The 20,923-nt window shown below is 45.2% G+C and carries 24 protein-coding genes and 1 pseudogene; 3 read left to right on the forward strand and 22 right to left on the reverse strand.

Going from position 1 to position 20,923, the window contains the following annotated elements; translation table 11 throughout:
• Positions 1-212: 212 nt before the first annotated feature.
• The 3 genes from SD70_RS26030 to SD70_RS36400 form a co-directional block, all read right to left on the reverse strand.
• Entirely contained in the window at positions 213-446 is a 234-nt protein-coding gene (locus SD70_RS26030; RefSeq protein ID WP_197081192.1) for a hypothetical protein, read from the reverse strand.
• Between the two features lie 17 nt (positions 447-463).
• Positions 464-631: a hypothetical protein gene (locus SD70_RS36395; protein WP_156158195.1), complete on the reverse strand. Its 168-nt coding sequence runs from the start codon at positions 629-631 to the stop codon at positions 464-466.
• Positions 632-864: 233 nt separating this feature from the next.
• Positions 865-1,644, reverse strand: a complete 780-nt coding sequence (locus SD70_RS36400; RefSeq protein ID WP_156158196.1) for a hypothetical protein — start codon at positions 1,642-1,644, stop codon at positions 865-867.
• Positions 1,645-1,669: 25 nt separating this feature from the next.
• On the opposite strand from SD70_RS36400, the gene SD70_RS26035 reads away from it, so the two are divergent.
• Positions 1,670-2,125: a stalk domain-containing protein gene (locus SD70_RS26035; RefSeq protein ID WP_041051069.1), complete on the forward strand. Its 456-nt coding sequence runs from the start codon at positions 1,670-1,672 to the stop codon at positions 2,123-2,125.
• Between the two features lie 203 nt (positions 2,126-2,328).
• Here the strand turns inward: SD70_RS26035 and SD70_RS26045 are convergent, their stop codons facing one another.
• The 4 genes from SD70_RS26045 to SD70_RS26060 form a co-directional block, all read right to left on the reverse strand.
• Positions 2,329-3,483 carry a hypothetical protein gene (locus SD70_RS26045; protein WP_041051073.1) on the reverse strand — a complete coding sequence of 385 codons (1,155 nt, stop codon included), beginning with the start codon at positions 3,481-3,483 and terminating at the stop codon, positions 2,329-2,331.
• A 30-nt stretch (positions 3,484-3,513) separates the two neighbouring features.
• The gene (locus tag SD70_RS26050) at positions 3,514-4,170 is read right to left on the reverse strand and encodes a hypothetical protein (RefSeq protein ID WP_041051074.1); all 657 of its coding nucleotides are present in this window, start codon (positions 4,168-4,170) and stop codon (positions 3,514-3,516) included.
• A gap of 254 nt (positions 4,171-4,424) precedes the next feature.
• Positions 4,425-4,634: a helix-turn-helix domain-containing protein gene (locus tag SD70_RS26055; protein WP_041051075.1), complete on the reverse strand. Its 210-nt coding sequence runs from the start codon at positions 4,632-4,634 to the stop codon at positions 4,425-4,427.
• A 126-nt stretch (positions 4,635-4,760) separates the two neighbouring features.
• Positions 4,761-5,432 carry a hypothetical protein gene (locus SD70_RS26060; RefSeq protein WP_156158198.1) on the reverse strand — a complete coding sequence of 224 codons (672 nt, stop codon included), beginning with the start codon at positions 5,430-5,432 and terminating at the stop codon, positions 4,761-4,763.
• Positions 5,433-6,242: 810 nt separating this feature from the next.
• Between SD70_RS26060 and SD70_RS26065 the strand changes: the two genes are divergently transcribed.
• Positions 6,243-7,145 carry a tyrosine-type recombinase/integrase gene (locus tag SD70_RS26065; protein ID WP_041051079.1) on the forward strand — a complete coding sequence of 301 codons (903 nt, stop codon included), beginning with the start codon at positions 6,243-6,245 and terminating at the stop codon, positions 7,143-7,145.
• A 494-nt stretch (positions 7,146-7,639) separates the two neighbouring features.
• On the opposite strand, the gene SD70_RS36405 is transcribed toward SD70_RS26065, so the two are convergent.
• The 4 genes from SD70_RS36405 to SD70_RS26075 all read right to left on the reverse strand — a co-directional run bounded on the left by SD70_RS36405 (position 7,640) and on the right by SD70_RS26075 (position 8,836).
• A complete protein-coding gene (locus tag SD70_RS36405; protein WP_156158199.1) occupies positions 7,640-7,807 on the reverse strand; it encodes a hypothetical protein in 168 nt (55 codons plus the stop codon).
• Positions 7,808-7,894: 87 nt separating this feature from the next.
• Positions 7,895-8,056, reverse strand: a complete 162-nt coding sequence (locus SD70_RS36410) for a hypothetical protein (RefSeq protein ID WP_156158200.1) — start codon at positions 8,054-8,056, stop codon at positions 7,895-7,897.
• A gap of 92 nt (positions 8,057-8,148) precedes the next feature.
• A complete protein-coding gene (locus tag SD70_RS36415; protein ID WP_156158201.1) occupies positions 8,149-8,379 on the reverse strand; it encodes a hypothetical protein in 231 nt (76 codons plus the stop codon).
• A 118-nt stretch (positions 8,380-8,497) separates the two neighbouring features.
• On the reverse strand, positions 8,498-8,836 hold the full coding sequence (locus tag SD70_RS26075) for a hypothetical protein (protein WP_041051083.1): 339 nt from the start codon (positions 8,834-8,836) through the stop codon (positions 8,498-8,500).
• Positions 8,837-8,996: 160 nt separating this feature from the next.
• Between SD70_RS26075 and SD70_RS26080 the strand changes: the two genes are divergently transcribed.
• Positions 8,997-9,230: a helix-turn-helix domain-containing protein gene (locus tag SD70_RS26080; protein ID WP_041051085.1), complete on the forward strand. Its 234-nt coding sequence runs from the start codon at positions 8,997-8,999 to the stop codon at positions 9,228-9,230.
• Positions 9,231-9,302: 72 nt separating this feature from the next.
• On the opposite strand, the gene SD70_RS26085 is transcribed toward SD70_RS26080, so the two are convergent.
• The 11 genes and pseudogenes from SD70_RS26085 to SD70_RS26135 all read right to left on the reverse strand — a co-directional run bounded on the left by SD70_RS26085 (position 9,303) and on the right by SD70_RS26135 (position 20,919).
• Positions 9,303-9,533, reverse strand: coding sequence for a hypothetical protein (locus SD70_RS26085; RefSeq protein WP_041051086.1), 231 nt, complete (start codon positions 9,531-9,533; stop codon positions 9,303-9,305).
• A gap of 2 nt (positions 9,534-9,535) precedes the next feature.
• Positions 9,536-10,513 carry a tyrosine-type recombinase/integrase gene (locus SD70_RS26090; RefSeq protein ID WP_041051087.1) on the reverse strand — a complete coding sequence of 326 codons (978 nt, stop codon included), beginning with the start codon at positions 10,511-10,513 and terminating at the stop codon, positions 9,536-9,538.
• Between the two features lie 162 nt (positions 10,514-10,675).
• Positions 10,676-11,473: a sporulation transcription factor Spo0A gene (gene spo0A, locus SD70_RS26095; protein WP_041051088.1), complete on the reverse strand. Its 798-nt coding sequence runs from the start codon at positions 11,471-11,473 to the stop codon at positions 10,676-10,678.
• A 230-nt stretch (positions 11,474-11,703) separates the two neighbouring features.
• Positions 11,704-13,038 carry a SpoIVB peptidase gene (gene spoIVB, locus SD70_RS26100; RefSeq protein WP_041051089.1) on the reverse strand — a complete coding sequence of 445 codons (1,335 nt, stop codon included), beginning with the start codon at positions 13,036-13,038 and terminating at the stop codon, positions 11,704-11,706.
• A gap of 110 nt (positions 13,039-13,148) precedes the next feature.
• Positions 13,149-14,879, reverse strand: coding sequence for a DNA repair protein RecN (recN, locus tag SD70_RS26105; protein WP_041051091.1), 1,731 nt, complete (start codon positions 14,877-14,879; stop codon positions 13,149-13,151).
• Between the two features lie 16 nt (positions 14,880-14,895).
• On the reverse strand, positions 14,896-15,345 hold the full coding sequence (gene ahrC / locus SD70_RS26110; RefSeq protein ID WP_041051093.1) for a transcriptional regulator AhrC/ArgR: 450 nt from the start codon (positions 15,343-15,345) through the stop codon (positions 14,896-14,898).
• A 4-nt stretch (positions 15,346-15,349) separates the two neighbouring features.
• The gene (locus tag SD70_RS26115; RefSeq protein ID WP_041051095.1) at positions 15,350-15,808 is read right to left on the reverse strand and encodes a hypothetical protein; all 459 of its coding nucleotides are present in this window, start codon (positions 15,806-15,808) and stop codon (positions 15,350-15,352) included.
• A 158-nt stretch (positions 15,809-15,966) separates the two neighbouring features.
• The gene (locus SD70_RS26120; RefSeq protein WP_041051097.1) at positions 15,967-16,788 is read right to left on the reverse strand and encodes a TlyA family RNA methyltransferase; all 822 of its coding nucleotides are present in this window, start codon (positions 16,786-16,788) and stop codon (positions 15,967-15,969) included.
• A 23-nt stretch (positions 16,789-16,811) separates the two neighbouring features.
• Positions 16,812-18,709, reverse strand: a pseudogene (gene dxs / locus SD70_RS26125) (1-deoxy-D-xylulose-5-phosphate synthase).
• A complete protein-coding gene (locus tag SD70_RS26130; protein ID WP_041051099.1) occupies positions 18,681-19,316 on the reverse strand; it encodes a hypothetical protein in 636 nt (211 codons plus the stop codon). Before SD70_RS26130 ends, dxs begins: the two are co-directional and overlap by 29 nt.
• Before the next feature lie 739 nt (positions 19,317-20,055).
• Positions 20,056-20,919, reverse strand: coding sequence for a polyprenyl synthetase family protein (locus SD70_RS26135; protein WP_449267219.1), 864 nt, complete (start codon positions 20,917-20,919; stop codon positions 20,056-20,058).
• Positions 20,920-20,923 lie beyond the last annotated feature (4 nt).

Genomic DNA, 20,923 nt, shown 5'->3' on the forward strand with positions numbered 1-20,923 from the left:
TCCTTTTGGGAATTTTTATGTAAAAAGAAGCGGAAGGGTTAGTCCCGCTCCTTAAGAAAACCAAAAAAGCCACCTTTTCAGGTGACTTTATGTTTATTTACAATAAGTTTCAATTAGATAAATTATTTCTTTTTCAGTTATATTCTCTTGGTCTTTCTTATAGTAGATTGTTAAAAGAAATATCGTTGTATCATCTTTTACAACATAATAAATTAATCTATATCCGTTTGACTTACCAACGTTAGTATCTGTATTTGCAACTCTAACCTTATATGATGATTCATTTCTGGTAATTTTAAATTGGGGATTTCGTCACCAATTAAATTACCATTTTGAAGTTCTTTAATAACTTCGTCAACATCATCTTCGATATGATTGAACTTCTTTTTTCTCTTATAAAATTTAATGTCTTTTTCAAATTGCTCAGTGGCTATGATCGTATACAAAACAATAACCCCGCTCGTCACTTATCTTTTTTCAATTCGTCCCTTAATTCAGACCAAGTTTTTCCCTTCTTCTTTCCTTGGCGAATCAGTTTCATTTCAATAAGTGATTGCTTAAGTGATTCAGCGGGAGTGGTTGGCCGCTTAACCAATGCGTCCATATTCTTCTTCCCTCTCTTCTTTCCCATAAAACACCTCCCAGCAAGCTTGTTAGGAAGATGTATATGAGTCTATGTAATTTAAAATTAACAGATTAGATACTTGAAAGATGCTATATACTATTTGGCTTCTTTTACTAAGTACATCTTAGCACATTTTAGGAGATTTGGGTGAAAGAATTTATAGGCAATTTGTCAATAATTCTTTATAAGAAAATTGCCTATAAGATATAAACGTGATCTTAGGCAATGAAACGCATTCCCTACGTAACACTATTGATACTATTTTTATAACTTGCAAAGAATGATGAATTATTGAATACGGTACTACTATTAGGCACAACCGGAACTTGTGGGGGATTTAATGTACTAATCGCATTATATATCTCAGTCCATAAAGCAACACTATTTGCTGTTGCCCCCACAGGCCAAGTCGTAAATGAGTAAGGAGTAAATCCTTTATAATTTCGAACTGCATTTATATTGTCCTGTAAATTTTTTATTTCTTGTGCTGATACCTGTAATCGAACCCCGCTTGCTTTAGAAATGCTCCAATCAAATAGTGCTGGTCTTGCTGTCCCTGTGGTAGTAAAAGCAAAACTGCCGCAAGCAACAGTAGCATTGCCGGGGGGCGCAGTAACCACATAGCCATATGCCACATAACTTGTTCCCGGTGACAGACCCGTTATGTTTCCCCATCCAGTTGTATATCCGGTTCCGGGAGGTGATGGTGGATATACTGGAGCGGTGGATACCCCATTGACTGTTGCATAAGCTTGGCTATATTGATTGGTGTCCCACAAGTAACCAAGATTTTCAATGTAAAATTGTGCTCCTGTGTTTCCAATACTGGTAACTACTATGTCTGCCATATATATTCCCCTTTCTGTTTGTCCAACAAAATTTCTAATAAGATATGAATAACCAATAAAAATACAAACCAATAAAAATACAATAAAAATACAATTGACAATTGAAAGTATTTGCTGTATATTTCTAGGTCTACTTTTATCAACGATTTGTGGTATAATAATCAGAGCCACATTTTGGATATTGGGAGGTTTGATTATGCTTAAAAAATATAGACAATTGATTGTCGGTATATTGATTGGATGTTTCCTAATGTTGGGAACGTCTGTGTTTGCTGAAGATGGCCTACAAAAAATTGAAGCCTACCTTCGCCCTAATTTGCCTATTACACTTAATGGATCGTCTATTAAGTTAGATAATTCTCCGGTTATGTATAATGGAAATACTTACTTAAGATTGCGCGACTTGGCTTCATTGCTACCGGGCTTGAGTATAAATTGGAATGAGCAGACGCAAACGGTTGAGTTGGTGACATATGGCGATAACGCTCCCGCACAATCAACCACGCCGCTTACTACTACAACGCAGCAACCAACAACAGATAATAATGGAAGTCAATCAACACAAGATATGATATTTTACAACGCTTCAGATGTTTACAATAAATATCCGCCTATGGGAAAAAGATTCGATGATAACGGTCATATATTATGATAATTAACGGCGTCGAATTTGATCAACAAGCAATCCTAACCGATAGCGATAAATTTCATGATGCTAAAACGAATCAACTGTACTTTTCAGAAAAATATTATTTACATTTCATCTCAAAACAACAGTTGGCACAGTTCCAGAAATACAAAGTTGACTTTAATAATAAAACAGTAACACCCATCAAATAAGATGGGTGTTTTTCATTAAATCAACTTGATTGTTGCACTTGTATTAACCCAATCTTTTGTTGCTACTTCTGCACCATTATAACTAAAGTATCCAACCGACACATCGACTTGGCTTGCTGCAGACAATCTCATTAAATTGCCTTGAAAATCAATACTGGAACCACCGGGAGCGACTATTGATTGTCTGCTAGTATTAGTAGCATTCGTTAAATATAAATTACTTCCAAGTGTAATATCTTGCGTCACGTTAATATTTGTATTCGAAGTAATACTTCCACCTGTGATCGTGGCTCCTGTAATATTTCCACCATTGATATTGCTTGCTGTTAACGTAAAACCCGTGAGGGTTCCCACTTGAATCTGTCCCGCCGAAATCGAATCAATGTATTGTCCACTGATTTTATTTCCATTGAGGACGGAAACCCCTTGAATTTTGAAGTCTTGGGCATTGACGATGCCGTTGAAGGTTCCCCCTGTAGCCGTAATATTACCGGTAATCATCAAATTCCCGTTGGTATCCGTGTGATGGACGTTCGTTCGTTTTAAATTTGGCTTTTCTTTTATATGAGCATCGTGTAAAATCTGTACGTCACTTTTATCCATTTTATAGATTTTCAGATTTCCACCTATGCCCTCGAAAGAAATATCATCAAATGCACGAATAAAAGATTCTACAAAATTATTATCCTTCTGGTATTCTTCAATAATTTTCGTACCAATGATTTCATTTTTTATGCCAGCGCTTAAAATTTGATAATCATCGGTTCCTTCATGTCTATTTAATTTAAAATTGTGTTTATCGGTGAAGTGATAAATAACCGCTTTTCCATTCTCAAATGTACCTATAGTAAAGGTAAGCAAGGCCACATCAAGCCCATTTAATGCCTTCTCCCTACTGTCATCGAATTTGGAAATATAATTTTCATATTCATGTTTTGCTATTTTGAGCAATTCATCAACTGTTTTTGTCTTGGACTTATCAAATTCATCCATGACTTGCTTTGTTCCGATTGAACTCCCACAAGCAAAAATCATCAAATTTTTATATATGAATATCTTTTTAACATTTTCATTCACTCGATATAGAACATCATTGACATATGTAGAGGCAGCGGTATCGCTGCCAAATATAATCAGATTTTTATGTAAGACGATTCCTAAACAACTCATCGCAAGCATTCTCCTCTACTTGTTAAACCATTAACAACTGAACAATATGGTCTTAATCTGTTTTAACTCTTTATCTTCTGGAATCGATACATTTGCACTTTGGATTCCATCTTTAGTTATAATGTACCCCTGCATATAACCGCCGACATATTCTCCATATTGTTTAGAAAAATGAACCATTGTTTCATAAAATGCATCGTCTATTGCCTTGTTATTAGAATCATCGCTATTGTAAAGATTTTCAACATATCTTAAAGCTTCATTATTTTTAAGTCCAATAGCGAAAATATTTTGTAGGTCATTGATGAACTTGATGGCTTTAAAGTCATTCTCATCATTCATTTTATGAATGGTTGCTACACCATCAATGATAGAGAATACACAAATTTCAGTAGTAAACTCTACATTGGGTAAATTATCTTTGAAGTTTCGAACAACTTCCCTAGCCTTTTCTGAGATTTGCTCAAATGAAGAATCATCTTTGATTTGATTAAAAATTGCTTCTGCAACATTAACCAAACCATGAATATGTATTACCTTATCTCCAAATCGACGCAGTTTCGAGAAGTTGCCCGCTACACAATAAACTTCTTCTCCGTGTAAATAGCTGATGCGAGTATCAGCGCATACCAAAATATCTCCATTTTTATGATCAATATAACTTAAGCACAATCCCATTTTTTTCATCTCTCCTTTTTATTATCTTTCTTTTTACTGCCGTAAAGTTCTCGCATGACTTCTTGATGTGTAAGACCTTGATTAATCATTTCCCTATACCTTTGTCCGACGTCACTTTCAGATGCTATAATTTTTTGTATGAGTTCGTAATTCATATTTATCACCTTTCTATTTTCGATATAATTTATGTATTGGCATTTCTTTCATACATATGTTATGGTATTTTTGGAGTATTATAATATTTTCAAGTAAATCAAAAAAAATTAATCCAACCTCCCAATTTTACGTCTGCTTGGCGTTTGATCAATGTACCGCATATACGCTCCTGCCACCTCTGGGGACGGATTGCCTAGACCCGATTCCAACAAACTAAGCCAAGCTACACTTACCCCTATCTCGCCAGCAATCTCCGTCAAAGTGATTTTCTTTTCTTTCCTTTTCAACATGTACTCAACCCTTTCTTGATTGGTCATCGTTACACCCCCTAAATTAATAATTTGATTAAGATTTTTATATATCCATAAAAAAATAGACAGGAAAAATATTCCCATCTACATATATATAAGAAAATATGTCCGAGATTTTATCTTTAAATACTGCTAGGATGCTTTTTTTAGATAAAAATTGTTGTATTCAGTTTTCAATACTTCCCTTAGCTTATTGAATCTGCTCTCAAGCGTAGATTTAGGTATACCCGTTTCATTTTCCATTCCCCGAAATGATAAATCGGCCTTGCTCTGTTTCCCTTTTGCAGAAATAAAAATAGGAATATTTCTATAAAATAAATCATACCACAGTTGCAATAGCTTTGGTTTTTTAGCAAGAATACTTTCAACAGGATTCTGCACCAAAAATCCAATCACGCTTGTAATAAAATCATTTTCCTTTTCTTCGTGCATTTCCTCTTGTATTTTTTCCAGCTTTTGAATTAACTTTTTGGGTACATTTTCTGGTTTGCTACGCACAGTGTATACTTCTGGCTTTGCCCACTCATCAAAATTGAAATGTCGTCCAGCAGGAATGATTTCAATTGAACCATCACCTGATTGTATACGTCGTTCCTCTTTAAATTTGATGTGTAAACCATTCATTATGTATGTGAAAAGTTGCTCATTTGTGTATTCATTGCCGAATTCGTCGTTTAATTCGATATCATTAACCAATTCGATTAAAAATAACGCAAAATAAGATGGATACTCGTCATCACCATAGAACAAACGATATGTTTTAAATTTTCTCGAATGATACATTTTTGCAATATCTTCGTGCATTATTGGTTTAGGATGCCAAAAAGGATTTCTTGAAAGAAGAACGTTGTGTTGTGGAAATAAAATTAATTTTTCGATTATTTCATCTTTTTGTGATTTTGATGTAGATTTTTTTAAATTCAGTAAGATATTCTTTTTAAATTCATTTAATCTAGCATGACCCCTCTTTTGTTATATTTAGATACTGACTACTTCTGATCAACTTCAAACGCTGGTTATTCCTTTTCAATCTCACTTAAGATAAAATCGATATTTTATTAAGACTTTTGTGAAAAGCAGAATACCGCAGGATCGATATCCCTGCGGTCAGTTTATTAACTCATATCAGTTCCATAAAAACTGGCTAAGGAATAAACTAATCATTATGATGGATTTTATGAGAGATAAATTCTACCTCTCACCATTAATATACCATACTTGTATATTAGCCGTCAATATGTTAAAATAATATATTTAATATTTATTTTTATGGATGTAATTCCCAATTTGTTATTTTTGAATGGTTGATAAACACACTTTATCGCTCCACCACTAACATGGACGTGGGAACAGATGTGCAATCACGCTTTAGTGCGATAAAGTGATATGCGTTCGTGTAAACGTGCCCCGGTTATGACTTTGCTGCTATTTCAGTTGACTCCTTCTTTTTGAGTGACGAATTTGCTGACCATTCAACTCAAAATAATTATTCGTAGAATTATTATTCTGCGTTGAATATGCCTCAAAAATGTGTTATATTATTCGTAGAACACCGCAATATCTTTGATTTTATTATTCGCAGAACACTTTCCGATCAAAGGAGCGATACATACAATGAAGAAAGCAACAGAGTTTATTGAATGGCTTCATGTGGAAGGCAAGAATGAAAAGACAATCCAAGCATACAAGACATGCTTGAATCAATTTATCGAATGGTATTCTGGAACTTATGGACATGACAATATCTCTGAAGCAAAGCCAATTGACATTAAAGAGTTCGTATCATATATGAAACATACATTAAACCGCTCCCAAGCTACGATCAATAAATCAATAGCATCATTAAAGACCTTCTTCGCATATCTGGTTGATGAGAAAGTTATTAGTGATAATCCAATGACAAGGATCAAGATTCAAAAGATACAAGCTAGTGATACTGTAAAGGATACAACAAAGTGGCTTACTAAAGAAGAACAGGATAAATTCATCGGATACATTGAACTTGAGAAGAACGAATTTAAACGTCTAAGGAACTTAGCCATTATCGATGTTATGCTTTATGCCGGTCTACGTGTTGCGGAAGTCGAGGAATTGAAGATTGAGGATATAAAAGTAAATGGAGATGTGACCATAACAATACGTGAAGGAAAGCATGGGAAGTATGCCGCTGTAACGTTGATTGACAAATACAGCAAGAATGTTCGCAAGTGGCTAAAATATCGTCAAGCTTTAACAAAACCAATATATCAACAATCTCCTTATCTGTTTGTTTCAGAGCGGTCAGGACAACTCGGAGCTAGAGGAATCCAAGTCATGTTAGACCAATATGCAGAGTTAGCACACATGGAAAACATTACGCCTCATCGTTTCCGTCATTCATTTTGCAAAAATCTTGCTAATGCTGGAACACCAATTGAAATCATTAGACGGTTAGCGCGGCACGAATCCATACAGACCACGGCTATCTACGTCGATCCATCACAAAAAGAAATGACGGCAGCGCTTAAAAAAATGTGAAATAAGTGTCCACTCCGAAAGGGTGGATTTTTTGTATGTAATACCGCGTTGAAACAATCTAATATCGTGATAAATCAATCGTAATTAATAACACGAATCGATGATTGTATCACATTTTATTAAATTAAAGCATTAACGCATTAATTCATTACTATATTAAATCACCTAAAATCCCTTATAAATACTGCATTTATCCGCATCATATCAAATAATACCGTTGAGCGTATAATTTCACTATTATTTTCAAATTCCCAAATAAATTCATTTCCCATATTTTTATCGCAAAACATCATATTATCTCCTACTATCTTTATTTTTCTTTTATTTTCTTATCATTCCAATTCTCAATTTGTCCAATATGCAATTTAATACATTTTAATAAACGCCGAAATCCCAATCACATCAAGCATTCTTGCGATGCGCGTTCGAGTCGATAACGATGCATCCAGAACAATAAACTAACACATAAAACAAAACTGCCTTTAAAGACAGCTTCAATTCCAATTTGGATTTGTTTTAGGCTTGTTTCTCTTCATCTTACTAATCAAATTCTCTTCTTTCTTTTCCTTCAAAATCTCCCTAAGCCCTTTTATAAGCATTTGCGCCCTCATCTCATCATTGCGGCTCATTTGCTGCAATTCTTTGTAAAAATTTTGGTTCATATATTAGTCATCTCCATTTTATAAAAAATAGAAAATCCTAATTAGGTCTATTATACTATAATAATTGTTACAATTGTTTGAATCTTTTCATAACTTAAGTTCCATTTCTTTTTCAGCAAAAATAAAAGGCAACCCATATTCGGATTGCTTGTTCCTAATCTTTTTCTCATATGCTATTATAATATTGTCTTGTTCATTCACCGTTGCCGCTATATCGTTAGCGGTTTTTTTCTTTTTCTGCTTCAGCAACCAGCTTCAACTCTACAAAATTACCCTGACGAGTCATGACCCAAAGTTTTCCGTCTGCGTACAGACCACATTTATAAGAGTAACGATACATCTCATACTACCCCCAAAACATCGATACAAAAATCGTTTAATTGTCTGCTAATTGTGAGTTCATTGCCGTCCCATGATTCTAAAAATTCCTTACATTGCTGCTCAGTCCACGTCTCTTTAACCATGTCAGCCATCCAAAAATCCATCGTACCGTCGTCGTTCTCTTCTGCCGAACCCCATACAATCAACCATTCAATTAGAATTTGTTTGTAGCTTTTTGTTGTAGTTGTCATTTTAACCCGCTCCCTTATATATTTTTTCTTGAATCGGCGTAGTTCCGTTAATTCCTTTCGTATTGCCAATCGTCTTTCTAGGCCAGTTTCCTTCCTACACGCTTCCTTAACAAGAGCCTTATACCTGTGTTGGATATAATCTAGCATCATTGCTTAAACCACCAACTTTTTTCCAAAAAACCTTCATATAAGCGGCAATCATGCATGATTCCCTGATTTCGTCTCGATACCAATCATACTCAGGATCGGATGATTCTCCATATTCCAAAGTCATTAATAAATTTCCGTTTTCCAAAAACACCACATAGCGAGTTTGAATAACCGTTTTGTCTTTGAAAGGCGTATCGTCGTACCGTTTTACGACTAAAAGTGAGGTGTGAGGATACTTTGTCATGTAATCCTTTACTCTTTCCTGCAAACGGTTTGGTGCTTCGTACAATAGGATTTCTTTTGACATGTCGGCCTCCTCAAATTAAAATGGCAATAATAAACTAGCAGAAAACATGGTTTTTCCTGCAAAAAGATGATATAATCTTTTGGTGTATATAGACGTTTGTTGTCTATATCAAATATAAGACTATTGACGTTTGTTGTCAATATTTTTGGAGGGAAATTTTATGAAAAAATTTATGCTTTATTGTCATTTAGAAAAAGCACTTGAGAAGCGAGATATTACACCATATAAACTTGCAAAAGATACAGGTGAAAGGATTGGAACGATATATAAACTCGTCAATAATAAGGACTTAAATATTAGCAGAGTTCCATTATCATTAATTGCAAACATTTGTGGTTACTTGAATATTACGTTGGATGAATTATTCGAGGTAAAAGAATACATTGAAGAATGATGTTGTGAGGATAAGATTTTCATTTGAAGACAACAAACAAAAACGCCCCCGATCAATGAGGGCGTTTCGTGTTTATTGTGCGTATTTTTTGATTAGCGAATCACGTTCAGTCCTAAGACGTTCAATTTCTCCCTGTATGGCGGTTTTGCGTTCAGCGGTGCAAGTTCTATCCAACGCTTCTTTGGCAAGCTGTAAATGCCTTTTGGCTATGTTAAACAACACGTCAGCATCTTCATCGTTCATAATCCAGATTAAGCGATTAATATTTATAGCATTATCCAGCAATTCGGTCGTTTTGTTCATTTTCAAATCCCCTCCATATTAGCAAGAGGACTGTGCTTCTGATATTTCTTTCCGACTTCCTCATTGCTAAAATCCAAATATGCCTTTTGAGTTACCTCTACGCCGGAATGCCCTAAGATGCGGGAGAGCGTGAACCAATCACCGCCATGCAATATGTAATACTTGGCGAAATTGTTTCTAAGCTGGTGGGGGTGAATATCAACTTTAACCTTTTTCCCTGCATCACGTAACGCCTTCTCATAATTCCTTATATCTAACTGTGTCCCTTTCGTTGTTGGAAATACGAACGGACTATCGGAATAACGATCCCGATATTTTAGCCAACTTTTCAAGTCGCTGCTTAACTTGACTGAAAAATAAACGTATCGTTCTTGTTTATTTTTAGCATTCTTGATCAGAATGCTTTTATGATTAAAGTCAATATGTTCAGGCATAAGTGATAAACATTCTCCGATCCTCATTCCAGTATCCAATAATAATCGAGTGATTACCCAATTCCGATAATCATGGAACTTAGAAATATCGAATTGAGACAGTACGCTTCTAATCTCTTCAGGAGAAAGTGTTTGTTTCATTTTTCTTTCAACTTTTGGATTTTCAATTTTTTCAATTGGATTTTTGGGAAGTTCTCTTTCGATTTCGTGAAGATAATTGAAAAAAACTTTGATATTACGGACGTAATTCGCGATAGTGGTTGTTGAAATTTCTTTTTTGTAATCTGTTCGGTTATGGGGATGATTCTTATTAACACTTTCCTGCTTACTCACAACTGTATATTTGCCTCTTTCTTGCAAGTACTTAATGTATTGGCGAATATGTCCCGATTGCACTTTCGATGCATCATCAATTTCAAAATTGTCTTTCAAATACTTTGCAAAAAGTTTTAATGTCTGCTCATAGCTGGCTAACGTCTTACGTGCTAAATTCCGGGAAGTACAGTACAACATAAAATTATCAATCTGAAATTCCAAATTAGTCATAAAAAAATACCACTCCTTATTGGGAATTTGGGTTCCCAACAAATAGTGGTATTTATACATTTAACTCATGGAAGTAAGTTGGTTTGAAATCAACCATTTCGGATATTTATACGCAAAATTGTTTTACGCCTAAAACTCCGCAAACCCTTGCCCCGCAACGTTTCAGCTCACCTTATGCTCGATCCGCAGCTTATCGGCGACCATCGCGATAAATTCGCTATTGGTCGGCTTCGACTTCGAGATGTTGATCGTGTAGCCGAAGATGAACGAAATCGAGTCGATGTTGCCGCGCGTCCAGGCGACTTCGATCGCGTGACGGATCGCGCGCTCGACGCGGGACGGCGTCGTTTTGTACTTTTCGGCAATGGCCGGGTATAGCGTCTTCGTTATGGCGCCGAGAATTTCGATGTTGTTGTAAACCATCGTAATCGCTTCGCGCAAATATTGATATCCTTTAATGTGAGCAGGAACACCGATTTCATGTATGATCGTCGTAATGTTGGCGTCGAGATTTTTGCCTTTCGGCAGCTGCACAACGTTGCCGCGGCTAGGCGAATGGGAAGTCGAAGTGACCGACGGGACGCCGACCAGCTGGCGAATCCGGTTCGTCAGAACCTCCATATCGAACGGCTTCAAAATGTAGTACGAAGCGCCGAGCTGCACGGCTTTTTGCGTAATGTTTTCTTGGCCGAAAGCGGTCAGCATAATGATCTTCGGCATCGGGTTCAAATTCATCTCCCGCAGCCGTTCGAGCACGCCGAGTCCGTCCAGATGGGGCATAATAATGTCGAGAATCAAGACATCGGGCACTTCCCGCTGCTGCTCAATCGTGCGAAGCACGTCGTTTCCGTTATAGGCGACGCCGACAACCTCCATGTCGTCTTGTTCGCTAATAAATTCGGATAGCAAATGGGTAAATTCGCGGTTATCGTCCGCCATCAAAATTTTAATCTTTTGCAAGTTCCAAATCCTCCTTAACTTCTCGTTGGTTGAATATGGTTTTCTTTCTTGCTTTAATTTACGTATTCGACACTCATACGCAATATCCTTCTGTCGAAAATAATTTTACTTTATTTTTTTTTATGTATCCTTTATAATAAAAAATTTACTTTCACTATATTACATTGTTCGACAATTGCCGTCTCTCTCCGACTCAGCCCGCCCGATGGAAAAAAAGAAAAACCAAAGGCTTAGCCCGCCTTCAGTTCTTCTTGTCCCCGTCTCGGCAACACGATGCCGGAGTCTTGCAGCATCCATTCGATGAAGCACCCGTAGCCGCTGGTCGGATCGTTGACGAATACGTGGGTGACCGCACCGATAATTTTGCCGTTCTGGATAATCGGGCTGCCGCTCATGCCTTGCACGATGCCGCCGGTTTTCTCCAGCAGGCGCGGGTCGGTAATTTTGATGACCATCCCTTTCGTCGCCGGAAAATCCTGCTTCGATACGTGCATGACCTGAATATCGAATTTCTCTACCTTTTGTCCGTCGACCACCGTAAAAATTTGTGCCGGCCCTTCTTTCACTTCCTCGGAAAAGGCGACGGGTATCGGTTCTTTGAACGATCCGTTGCCCGGCTGCTCCGTCATTTTGCCGAATATGCCGAACGACGTGTTTTTCTCGATGGAGCCAAGCACTTTACTATCTTTGATGATAATGGCGCGTTTCTCGCCGGGCTCCCCATGCTGGCTTTTGGAGATGGACGTCACGCTGGAATGAAATATTTGGCCGTCTCCTACGACGATAGGAGTTTGTGTGTCCATGTCGGTAATGACGTGGCCTAACGCTCCGTACACTTTTTGATCCGGAGCATAAAACGTCAGCGTGCCGACACCTGCCGCGGAATCGCGAATATAAAGGCCGAGTCGGTACGCCTTGTCTACGATGTCGTAAGCTGGCTGGAGCTTGATGTTGACCGTATCGCTCCCTCTGGCGATCGTGAGCTCGAGCGGTTTTTTGCTTTGGCCGGCTTCGTTGACGATATCGGCCACTTTGGAAACGTCGTTGGAGGATTTGCCGTTAATTTTCATAATGAGGTCGCCAAGCTGAATTTTCGCTTCCTCGCCGGGAGACAGCTTCTGATCGGGAGCTACGGTAACGAGATGATGGCCAACGACGAGTATGCCGGCGGATTTGATTTTGACTCCGATCGTTTGGCCCCCGGGATACACTTTCAGCTCGGGAACAACGTTGACTTTCAGCGTCTTGAGCGGGATCGTGCCGAACAGCTTCAGCTTCATCTCCGTCTGGCCGGAACGGCTAGGCTCGAGGGAGATCGGATCTTTCAAATTGAGGCGAACCGAACGGTCGCTGACGCCGTTCACTTTGACGATTTCGGGGTCTCGTACGGTAACTTGGGCGCTCACGGGCATCGCCAGCTGCAGCTGCTTGCCTTGGCCGCTAAACAGGCGCAGCTCGCTGGGAAAGGAGGCGTAGCATTGAAAAGGAGTGGAAATCGTGACCATACAAACGAAGAAGACGAGCACAAGTCCTAGCAATCTTTTTCTTTTGCTGGAGTTCAACATCCTCACGCTCCCTTTTCTCTCGTTGCCTGACGAAGAGGATCGCCAATTGCGTACCTATACGATACCCGTGCCCCTTTCGTTTTATAAGTGAAAATGTTGTATCGGGTGCGCTACATCTTCGCTTTCTGGCTGTCAGCCAGCGAGAGCATTTCGCGAGCGTGATGCAAAGTTGTTTCCGTAATTTCGACGCCGCCAAGCATGCGGGCGAGCTCCTCGGCCCGGTCCTGCCCGCTCACATCGGCGACTTTCGTAAACGTGCGGCCGCCTTCTACCTCCTTGCGAATGGAGAAATGCACATCGGCCATGCAGGCCACTTGCGGCAAATGGGTAATCGAAAACACTTGGCAGCTGCGGGACAGGCGCGACAGCTTTTCGGCGATCGCCTGCGCCGCGCGGCCGCTTACCCCCGTATCCACCTCGTCGAAAACGAGCACCGGAATGCGGTCGACCCGGGCGAAAATCGTCTTCAGTGCCAGCATAATACGCGAAAGCTCGCCGCCGGAGGCGATTTTGCCAAGGCCGCGCAGCGGCTCTCCGGGGTTCGGCGCCATCAGAAACTCCGCCTGGTCGACGCCGTCTTTGCCGAACTTCACCGGGGCGCCGTTCAGCTCCAATTCGCTGCGGGCATCCTCGGCACGGTTCAAGGCTACCTCGAATTTCGTCCGTTCCATATGCAGATCGCGCAGCTCCGCTTCGATCGCCGAAGCAAGCCGAGCGGCCACCCCATGCCTTCTGTCCGACAATTCGCGTGCGTGCCGTCCCAGCTCCGCGATAAGCTGCTGCGCTTCTTGCTGCAGCTTGCGGACGATATCGTCTTTATGTTCGATCGTCGTCACTTCACGTTCAATGCGTTCCAGGTAAGCCAAAATGTCGCTCACCGTATCGCCGTACTTGCGGCGAAGCGACGCTATAAGATCCAGGCGCGATTCGATTTCGTCGAGCCGACCCGGATTAAATTCGATGTTATCGCGGTAGTCGCGAAGCTGATACGCCGCATCCTCCAGCTGATAAAACGCCGACTCGATCTGCTCCACGAGCCCGTTCAAGTTAGCTGCGTCGTAAACGGCTGCATCGCGCAGCTTGGCTGCAGCTTTGCTTGCCGCGTCGAGCCCGCGCCCGGCGCCATACAATTGCTCGTAAGCATCGGACACGTTCTGGAACAGCTTTTCGGCATTTGCTAGTTTCCGCTTTTCCTCCGATAATGATGCATCTTCGCCTTCTTTCAGCTTGGCGGACGCAATCTCGTCGATCTGGAAACGGTACAGATCGAGCATTTGCAGCGATTGCTGGCTTGCCGTCTCGATCTCCTGCAGCTCTTTGCGCACCTTCATATACGCCTCGTAAGCTGCCGTATACGCCTGCTTGGCTGTCGCAATATCCGTGTCGCCGTACAAATCGAGCAGGTGCAAATGCTCTTCCGTGTCGAGCAGCGATTGATGCTCATGCTGGCCGTGAATGTTGACGAGCAGAGCGCCTATATCGCGCAGCATGGAGAGGTTCACCATCTGCCCGTTCACCCGGCTCGCGCTTTTTCCTTGAGCCGTTATGTCGCGGCGGATCAGCAGCGGCTCCGAGGCGTCGCCCTCGATTCCGAGCCGCTCCAGCACTTGCCATACCGGATGGTCGGCGGGCAGGTCGAACATCGCTTCGATCTCCGCTTTGTCGCAGCCGTGGCGAACGAGCTCGGAGGTGCCGCGGCCGCCGATGACGAGACTGAGCGCATCGATAATAATCGATTTGCCTGCTCCGGTTTCCCCCGTCAACACATGAAAGCCTTGCTTGAAATGCAAATGAACGTGTTCGATGACAGCCAAATTGCGAATGGACAATTCACTCAGCATCGTGTTCCGTCTCCCCTCAACCCAGCATCGACAAAATCGTATCGACCACCGCTTGGCTGTTTTGTTCCGTACGGCATATGATCAGAATCGTATCGTCGCCGCCGATCGTACCCATCACTTCAGGCCACTCCAGATTGTCGATGAGTGCGCAAACAGTGTTGGCGGTGCCCGGCAAACATTTGAGCACGACCAGGTTGCCGGTGAAATCGATATGGACAAAATGGTCTGTCAACGCCCGCTTCAAGCGCTGCGACGGATTGTAATGCTGTCCCGTCGGGACGGAATACTTGTAGCGGCCGTCCGCGAGCGGCACCTTAATAAGATGCAGCTCTTTAATGTCGCGGGAGACGGTTGCTTGCGTCGCGTTAAATCCGGCCTCACGAAGCGCCTCGACGAGCTCGTCCTGCGTTTCGATTTCCTGATTGGAGACGATTTCTCTAATTTTGACATGGCGTTGTCCCTTCAAGCAGCTACACCTCAATATCGAACGTAAATTTTTTAATCTTGTGCGCATCCATATCGACATAAAGCACACCCGCGGCTTCGGGATACAGCAAATAATAATGAAGCAAGGCGTCGCGGATGCCGGTGCCGGTCAGTTCAAGCGGCTTGCGTTCGCGAGCGACTTTGACGAGAAACAGCTCGTCCGATTTTTCCGCGAAGTAATCGATGTAGAGACGGCTCTGGAACTGTTCGCGGTCGTTCAGCGTCATCACGATCGGAATGCGCGCTTTGGCCGCAAGCACGTCGAAGCCGGCCCCTTCCAGCAGCTCGGTCACTTCATTCGGCTCGAAATCGGGCTCCCCTAAAGGAGCTTGCACTTTCTGTTTTTTCGGCGGATTCTCGAACCAATGGCGGAACGCAATCCCGCCCCAGATGAGAAGCACGCCCAATACCAGCACTACGACCAGAACGTCGCCGCTTCGCATCGGAGGTCACCTCGCGTTATTATTCGCGAACGGTGCGAAAAAACCCTTTTTTGCCTGCAAAAGCAAAACGCCACCCGCCGCTTCCCGGGCTGTCCGGAAGGGGGAGTGGCGTGCGCGTCACGACCATATGTTCCCATTATAACGGAACGTATTCAATTTTACAACGTTTGTCCCGCTTCGGCAATCGTCCGCTTCGCTTCGGCCTCGATGGCATCGCCCGGCAAGATCGGGGCATCGATATCCGTAGTCAAGTAGACGAGAAACTCCACATTGCCTTCCCCGCCTTTAATCGGCGAGAAGGTCAGCCCTTTGATCCGAAAGCCGGTCTGCTGCGCGAAGGCGAGAATGGAGACGATTACTTCCTTATGGACGTCCGGATCGCGCACGATGCCCGATTTGCCGACTTTGTCTTTGCCCGCTTCAAACTGCGGTTTGATCAAAGCGACTGTGCCCCCGCCGGCAGCCAGCAGCCGCAGCAGCGGCGGCAGTATGAGCTTTAAAGAGATGAACGATACGTCGATAGATGCGAACGTCGGCTGAGGGCCTTGCAAATCGCCGGGTTCCATATAGCGAAAATTGGTCCGCTCCATCACCTGCACGCGCGGATCGCTCCTGAGCGACCAATCGAGCTGATTGTAGCCGACATCGATGGCGTACACATAGGCGGCACCGCTGCGTAACGCGCAGTCGGTGAAACCGCCCGTTGACGCCCCGATATCAAGCATGACCGCACCGGCGAGATCGATGCCGAACTCGCGCAAAGCTTTTTCCAGCTTGAGCCCGCCACGGCTTACATACGGATGGACGGCGCCCTTCACCTTCAGCTTGGCTGCCCTGCTTATTTTCGTTCCGGCCTTGTCGACCGGCATCTCGTCAACGAGAACAAGGCCAGCCATAATGGCGGCCTTGGCTTTTTCCCTGCTTTCGTAGTAGCCCTGCTCGACGAGCAGGACGTCGAGCCGTTCTTTATCCGAAGACATGACGTCAATCCTTTTTCGTTAGGTCAGGCGCGCTGCCGTTTCGGCGGACGCGCGGCTTTCAGCAATGCCGTGAGCTGGGCGGCGGCTTGCTCTGCGGTCAGGCCGACTTCTTTGCGCTGCTCTTTGACCGAACCATGCTCGACAAAGTAGTCGGGAATGCCCATCGTGCGAATATGCAGCCCGTCCATCACTTCGCGGGCGTAATACTCCAGCACGGCCGAGCCGAACCCGCCGAGCGCCGCCCCTTCTTCCATCGTCAGAATGGGCAGACCATCTTTGCCGATTTGCAGCAGCATCGCTTCGTCCAGCGGTTTAATAAAGCGTGCGTTGACGACCCGTACCTGCAATCCTTCTTTGGCGAGCGCGTCGGCCGCTTCTTGCGCCGTCTGAACCATCGGGCCGACGGCGAGAATCGCCGCCGCGTCTCCTTCGCGAACCGTTTCCCATTTGCCGATCGGAATCGCCTTCAGCTCCCGGTCGAGCGGCACGCCAAGCCCGTTGATGCGCGGATACCGGTATGCGATCGGTCCGTCGTCATACTGGAGCGCGGTAAACATCATGTGCCGCAGCTCATTTTCGTCTTTCGGCATCATGAGCACCATATTCGGAAGCGAGCGCAAGAAGGCGATATCGTACACCCCTTGGTGCGTCTCCCCGTCCGCACCGACGAAGCCGGCCCGGTCGATCGCAAACGTCACGTTCAGGTTCATGCGGCAAATGTCGTGCACGATCTGGTCGTAAGCGCGCTGCATAAAGGTAGAATATACCGCAAACACCGGTTTCATGCCTTGTACGGCCATTCCGGCGCATAGCGTAGCGGCGTGCTGCTCGGCGATGCCGACGTCGATCATGCGTGACGGAAATCGCTCCGCGAACTTCAGAAGCCCCGAGCCGCCCGGCATCGCAGGCGTCACCGCGATGATGCGCTCGTCCCGTTCGCCGAGCTCGATCAGCGTGCTGCCAAACACTTCCGTATACATCGGGTTGCCGACGGCTTTGATCATTTGCCCGGATTCGATCTTGTAAGGGCTCGCTCCGTGCCATGCATGGGCGTCCTGCTCCGCAGGGGTATACCCTTTGCCCTTTGTCGTCACGACATGCACGAGAACTGGCCCCTGCACTTTGTCCGCCTGCTTCAGCGTCTCGAGCAGCAGCGGCAAGTTGTGCCCGTCGACCGGACCGATGTATGTAAGTCCCAGCTCCTCAAACCAGACGCCGTGCATGACGAGATATTTCAGGCTATCTTTAACTTTCTCCGCCGTCTTGGCAAGCGTGCCTCCGATGGCGGGTATTTTTTTGAGCAAATGCTCGACTTCTTCTTTCGCCCGGCGGTAATGCTTGTCGGAGCGAATTTTGCTGAGATAATTGTGCAGCGCCCCTACGTTCGGCGCGATCGACATCTCGTTGTCGTTGAGAATGATTGTGACGTTTTTCTGCTCATGGCCGATGTGGTTCAGCGCTTCGAGCGCCATGCCCCCGGTCAGCGCGCCGTCGCCGATCACCGCTACAACGCGGTAATCTTCGCCTTGCAAATCGCGCGCGATCGCCATGCCCATCGCGGCGGAAAGCGACGTCGAGCTGTGGCCGGCTTCCCATACGTCGTGCTCGCTTTCGGACCGTTTGACGAATCCGCACAGACCTTTATACTTGCGCAGCGTGTCGAACCGGTCGCGGCGGCCGGTCAATATTTTGTGCACGTAAGTTGATGGCCGACGTCGAAAATGAATTTGTCGCGCGGGCTGTCGTAGTGAACGTGCAGCGCCAGCGTCAATTCGACAACGCCCAGGTTCGAAGACAGATGGCCGCCGCTCACGGAAAGCTTCTCGATCAGAAAACGGCGAATTTCCGCCGCGACTTGTTCGAGTTCTGGAATGGAAAGGCGCTTTAAATCATCAGGCTGGTGGATTCGATCGAGCAGCACGCTTGTTTCCTCGCTTTCCGGAATTGGATTTCGGCTTCCGCTTCGTCTGCAGCAGCTTCAGGCCGAGACGGCGTTCCAGCAAGTAAAAAAATTTGCCGATCAAAAGCACGATCTCCGTCGAATAATTCAAGGCGAACGATTTGCCCATCGCCTTGCCGCCAACGGTGAGAGCCGACACCAATGCGGTAAACACGACGCTGACGGCCGTTCGCAGCATTTCATATTCATGGAACGACGCCATCAGCTTGAACACGACTAACGCGGATGCCGCGCCGCTGATGACGCCGGAAATATCGCCGATCACGTCGTTGCAAAAGTTGGAAAACCGGTCTGCGTTGCGCACGATCGTAATCGCCTGCCGTGATCCGGGCACGCGCTCCGATGCCATAGCATGGAACGGCGTTTCTTTCGCCGCGGCGGCACCGAGACCGAGAATATCGAAAAAAATGCCGGTGCAGATCAATATAACAACGATGAGCATGCCGATCGCCCAGCTGGCCCCTTCCAAAATGGCGGTCGAGCTGACGGTGAACAGACATGCCAAAATAAACGTAATGAAAGCAATCAATACACTCCAGCGCATCGAATGCCGGATCGAAAACTTCAACTTGCCATCTCCTTGCGAACTTGTGGATATGTGGTTAGGTCGAGTGGCAGCTTCTTGAGTAAACGCTGTGGCTTAGGTCCAGTAGGTTTTCCCAAGCGGGCACCGCTCCGTCGCCGGAATGGCGGTTTCCCATTATGTCCGCCTTGGCGCCGTCGCCGCGCGCCAGACTGGATTACCACTTAGTCCACACTATAATCCTCAAGAAGCCTCACATACCGCGAACAGTCTAGGAGTTTTCCTCGAGCAGCCCTGAACCATGTTTTAGCCTCTTTTGCAAAGCAGATTTCAAGCAGCATCCGGCATCCGTCTTCTTGGCCGAGAATCCTGACGCCTACACATCTGCAATCCCCGCTACTTCACTCAAGGCAGGCTACGCTGCACGCAAGCCGTTTTAGCACCTTATGTAGAATAATCTCATAAGTGCAGGTGAGGCTCGCCATTGCAGGTTCATACCCCAAGCCGTAACCCGACCGGGTCAAATTTCTCCCGGCCTGCCAGCCACGCACTTGGGCCTCCGCGGAAAGAGGGTCAACGCCCGCATGCCGTTGCGGATCGCCCTCAAACCTTAACTCCCAGCATCAGCCCCGAACTGGGCGTTCGAAGCCAACACCAGGAACTTCATCGATGTGCCCTTTGGCGAATTTTTAGGCCCGCCCTCAAACATGGTAGACTGACTAGAATACTGCACCACCCGAAAGGTATGTGGCTACATTATAACACAAAGTTCGCAGGTGTGATATTAATGGTCTCGTTTCATCATAAAATCGGCGAGCTGCAGCAGCCGCTGCGCATTCGGGAACGACGATTCGCGGATCGCCCTCTTCGCGCTTCCCGTCAGCTCTTCGACTTTGGCGCGCGACGCTTCGAGACCGATAAAATACGGATACGTCACCTTGTGCTGCTTCTCGTCGCTGCGCAGCGGCTTGCCGAGCAGCGCTTCGTCTCCCGTCAAATCGAGAATGTCGTCCTGAATCTGGAACGCCAGCCCGATGCCGCGGCCGAACGTCTCGAGTGCCGACAATTGGGCGGCGTCAGCCCCGCCGATATGGCCGCCGGCCCGCAGCGAGAAGACGATCAGATCGCTCGTTTTGCGGGTATGGATGTATTCCAGCTCCTCGAGCTTAGTAATGCCCTGTTCGCCCAGCATATCGGCGGCTTGTCCGCCGACCATGCCGCGCGCGCCGGCGTACACCGCCAGTTCCTCCGCGATAGCCAAAGCCCGCTCGGCCGAAACTCCGTGCTTTCGAGCCGCCTGCGCCACGCTGTAAAAGGCCCCGCCGATATGGCCGCCGGCCCGCAGCGAGAAGACGATCAGATCGCTCGTTTTGCGGGTATGGATGTATTCCAGCTCCTCGAGCTTAGTAATGCCCTGTTCGCCCAGCATATCGGCGGCTTGTCCGCCGACCATGCCGCGCGCGCCGGCGTACACCGCCAGTTCCTCCGCGATAGCCAAAGCCCGCTCGGCCGAAACTCCGTGCTTTCGAGCCGCCTGCGCCACGCTGTAAAAGGCCCCGCCGATATGGCCGCCGGCCCGCAGCGAGAAGACGATCAGATCGCTCGTTTTGCGGGTATGGATGTATTCCAGCTCCTCGAGCTTAGTAATGCCC

Source organism: Gordoniibacillus kamchatkensis, assembly GCF_000829455.1.
Lineage (GTDB): Bacteria > Bacillota > Bacilli > Paenibacillales > NBRC-103111 > Gordoniibacillus > Gordoniibacillus kamchatkensis.

Excerpts from the sequence above, each read along its gene's own strand:
- SD70_RS36395 (WP_156158195.1), bottom strand. The coding sequence starts at position 631 with ATGGGAAAGAAGAGAGGGAAGAAGAATATGGACGCATTGGTTAAGCGG.
- SD70_RS26035 (WP_041051069.1), top strand. The coding sequence starts at position 1,670 with ATGCTTAAAAAATATAGACAATTGATTGTCGGTATATTGATTGGATGT.
- SD70_RS26045 (WP_041051073.1), bottom strand. The coding sequence starts at position 3,483 with ATGAGTTGTTTAGGAATCGTCTTACATAAAAATCTGATTATATTTGGC.
- SD70_RS26050 (WP_041051074.1), bottom strand. The coding sequence starts at position 4,170 with ATGAAAAAAATGGGATTGTGCTTAAGTTATATTGATCATAAAAATGGA.
- SD70_RS26055 (WP_041051075.1), bottom strand. The coding sequence starts at position 4,634 with ATGACCAATCAAGAAAGGGTTGAGTACATGTTGAAAAGGAAAGAAAAG.
- SD70_RS26060 (WP_156158198.1), bottom strand. The coding sequence starts at position 5,432 with ATGCACGAAGATATTGCAAAAATGTATCATTCGAGAAAATTTAAAACA.
- SD70_RS26065 (WP_041051079.1), top strand. The coding sequence starts at position 6,243 with ATGAAGAAAGCAACAGAGTTTATTGAATGGCTTCATGTGGAAGGCAAG.
- SD70_RS36405 (WP_156158199.1), bottom strand. The coding sequence starts at position 7,807 with ATGAACCAAAATTTTTACAAAGAATTGCAGCAAATGAGCCGCAATGAT.
- SD70_RS36415 (WP_156158201.1), bottom strand. The coding sequence starts at position 8,379 with ATGACAACTACAACAAAAAGCTACAAACAAATTCTAATTGAATGGTTG.
- SD70_RS26075 (WP_041051083.1), bottom strand. The coding sequence starts at position 8,836 with ATGTCAAAAGAAATCCTATTGTACGAAGCACCAAACCGTTTGCAGGAA.
- SD70_RS26080 (WP_041051085.1), top strand. The coding sequence starts at position 8,997 with ATGAAAAAATTTATGCTTTATTGTCATTTAGAAAAAGCACTTGAGAAG.
- SD70_RS26085 (WP_041051086.1), bottom strand. The coding sequence starts at position 9,533 with ATGAACAAAACGACCGAATTGCTGGATAATGCTATAAATATTAATCGC.
- SD70_RS26090 (WP_041051087.1), bottom strand. The coding sequence starts at position 10,513 with ATGACTAATTTGGAATTTCAGATTGATAATTTTATGTTGTACTGTACT.
- spoIVB (WP_041051089.1), bottom strand. The coding sequence starts at position 13,038 with ATGTTGAACTCCAGCAAAAGAAAAAGATTGCTAGGACTTGTGCTCGTC.
- recN (WP_041051091.1), bottom strand. The coding sequence starts at position 14,879 with ATGCTGAGTGAATTGTCCATTCGCAATTTGGCTGTCATCGAACACGTT.
- SD70_RS26115 (WP_041051095.1), bottom strand. The coding sequence starts at position 15,808 with ATGCGAAGCGGCGACGTTCTGGTCGTAGTGCTGGTATTGGGCGTGCTT.
- SD70_RS26120 (WP_041051097.1), bottom strand. The coding sequence starts at position 16,788 with ATGTCTTCGGATAAAGAACGGCTCGACGTCCTGCTCGTCGAGCAGGGC.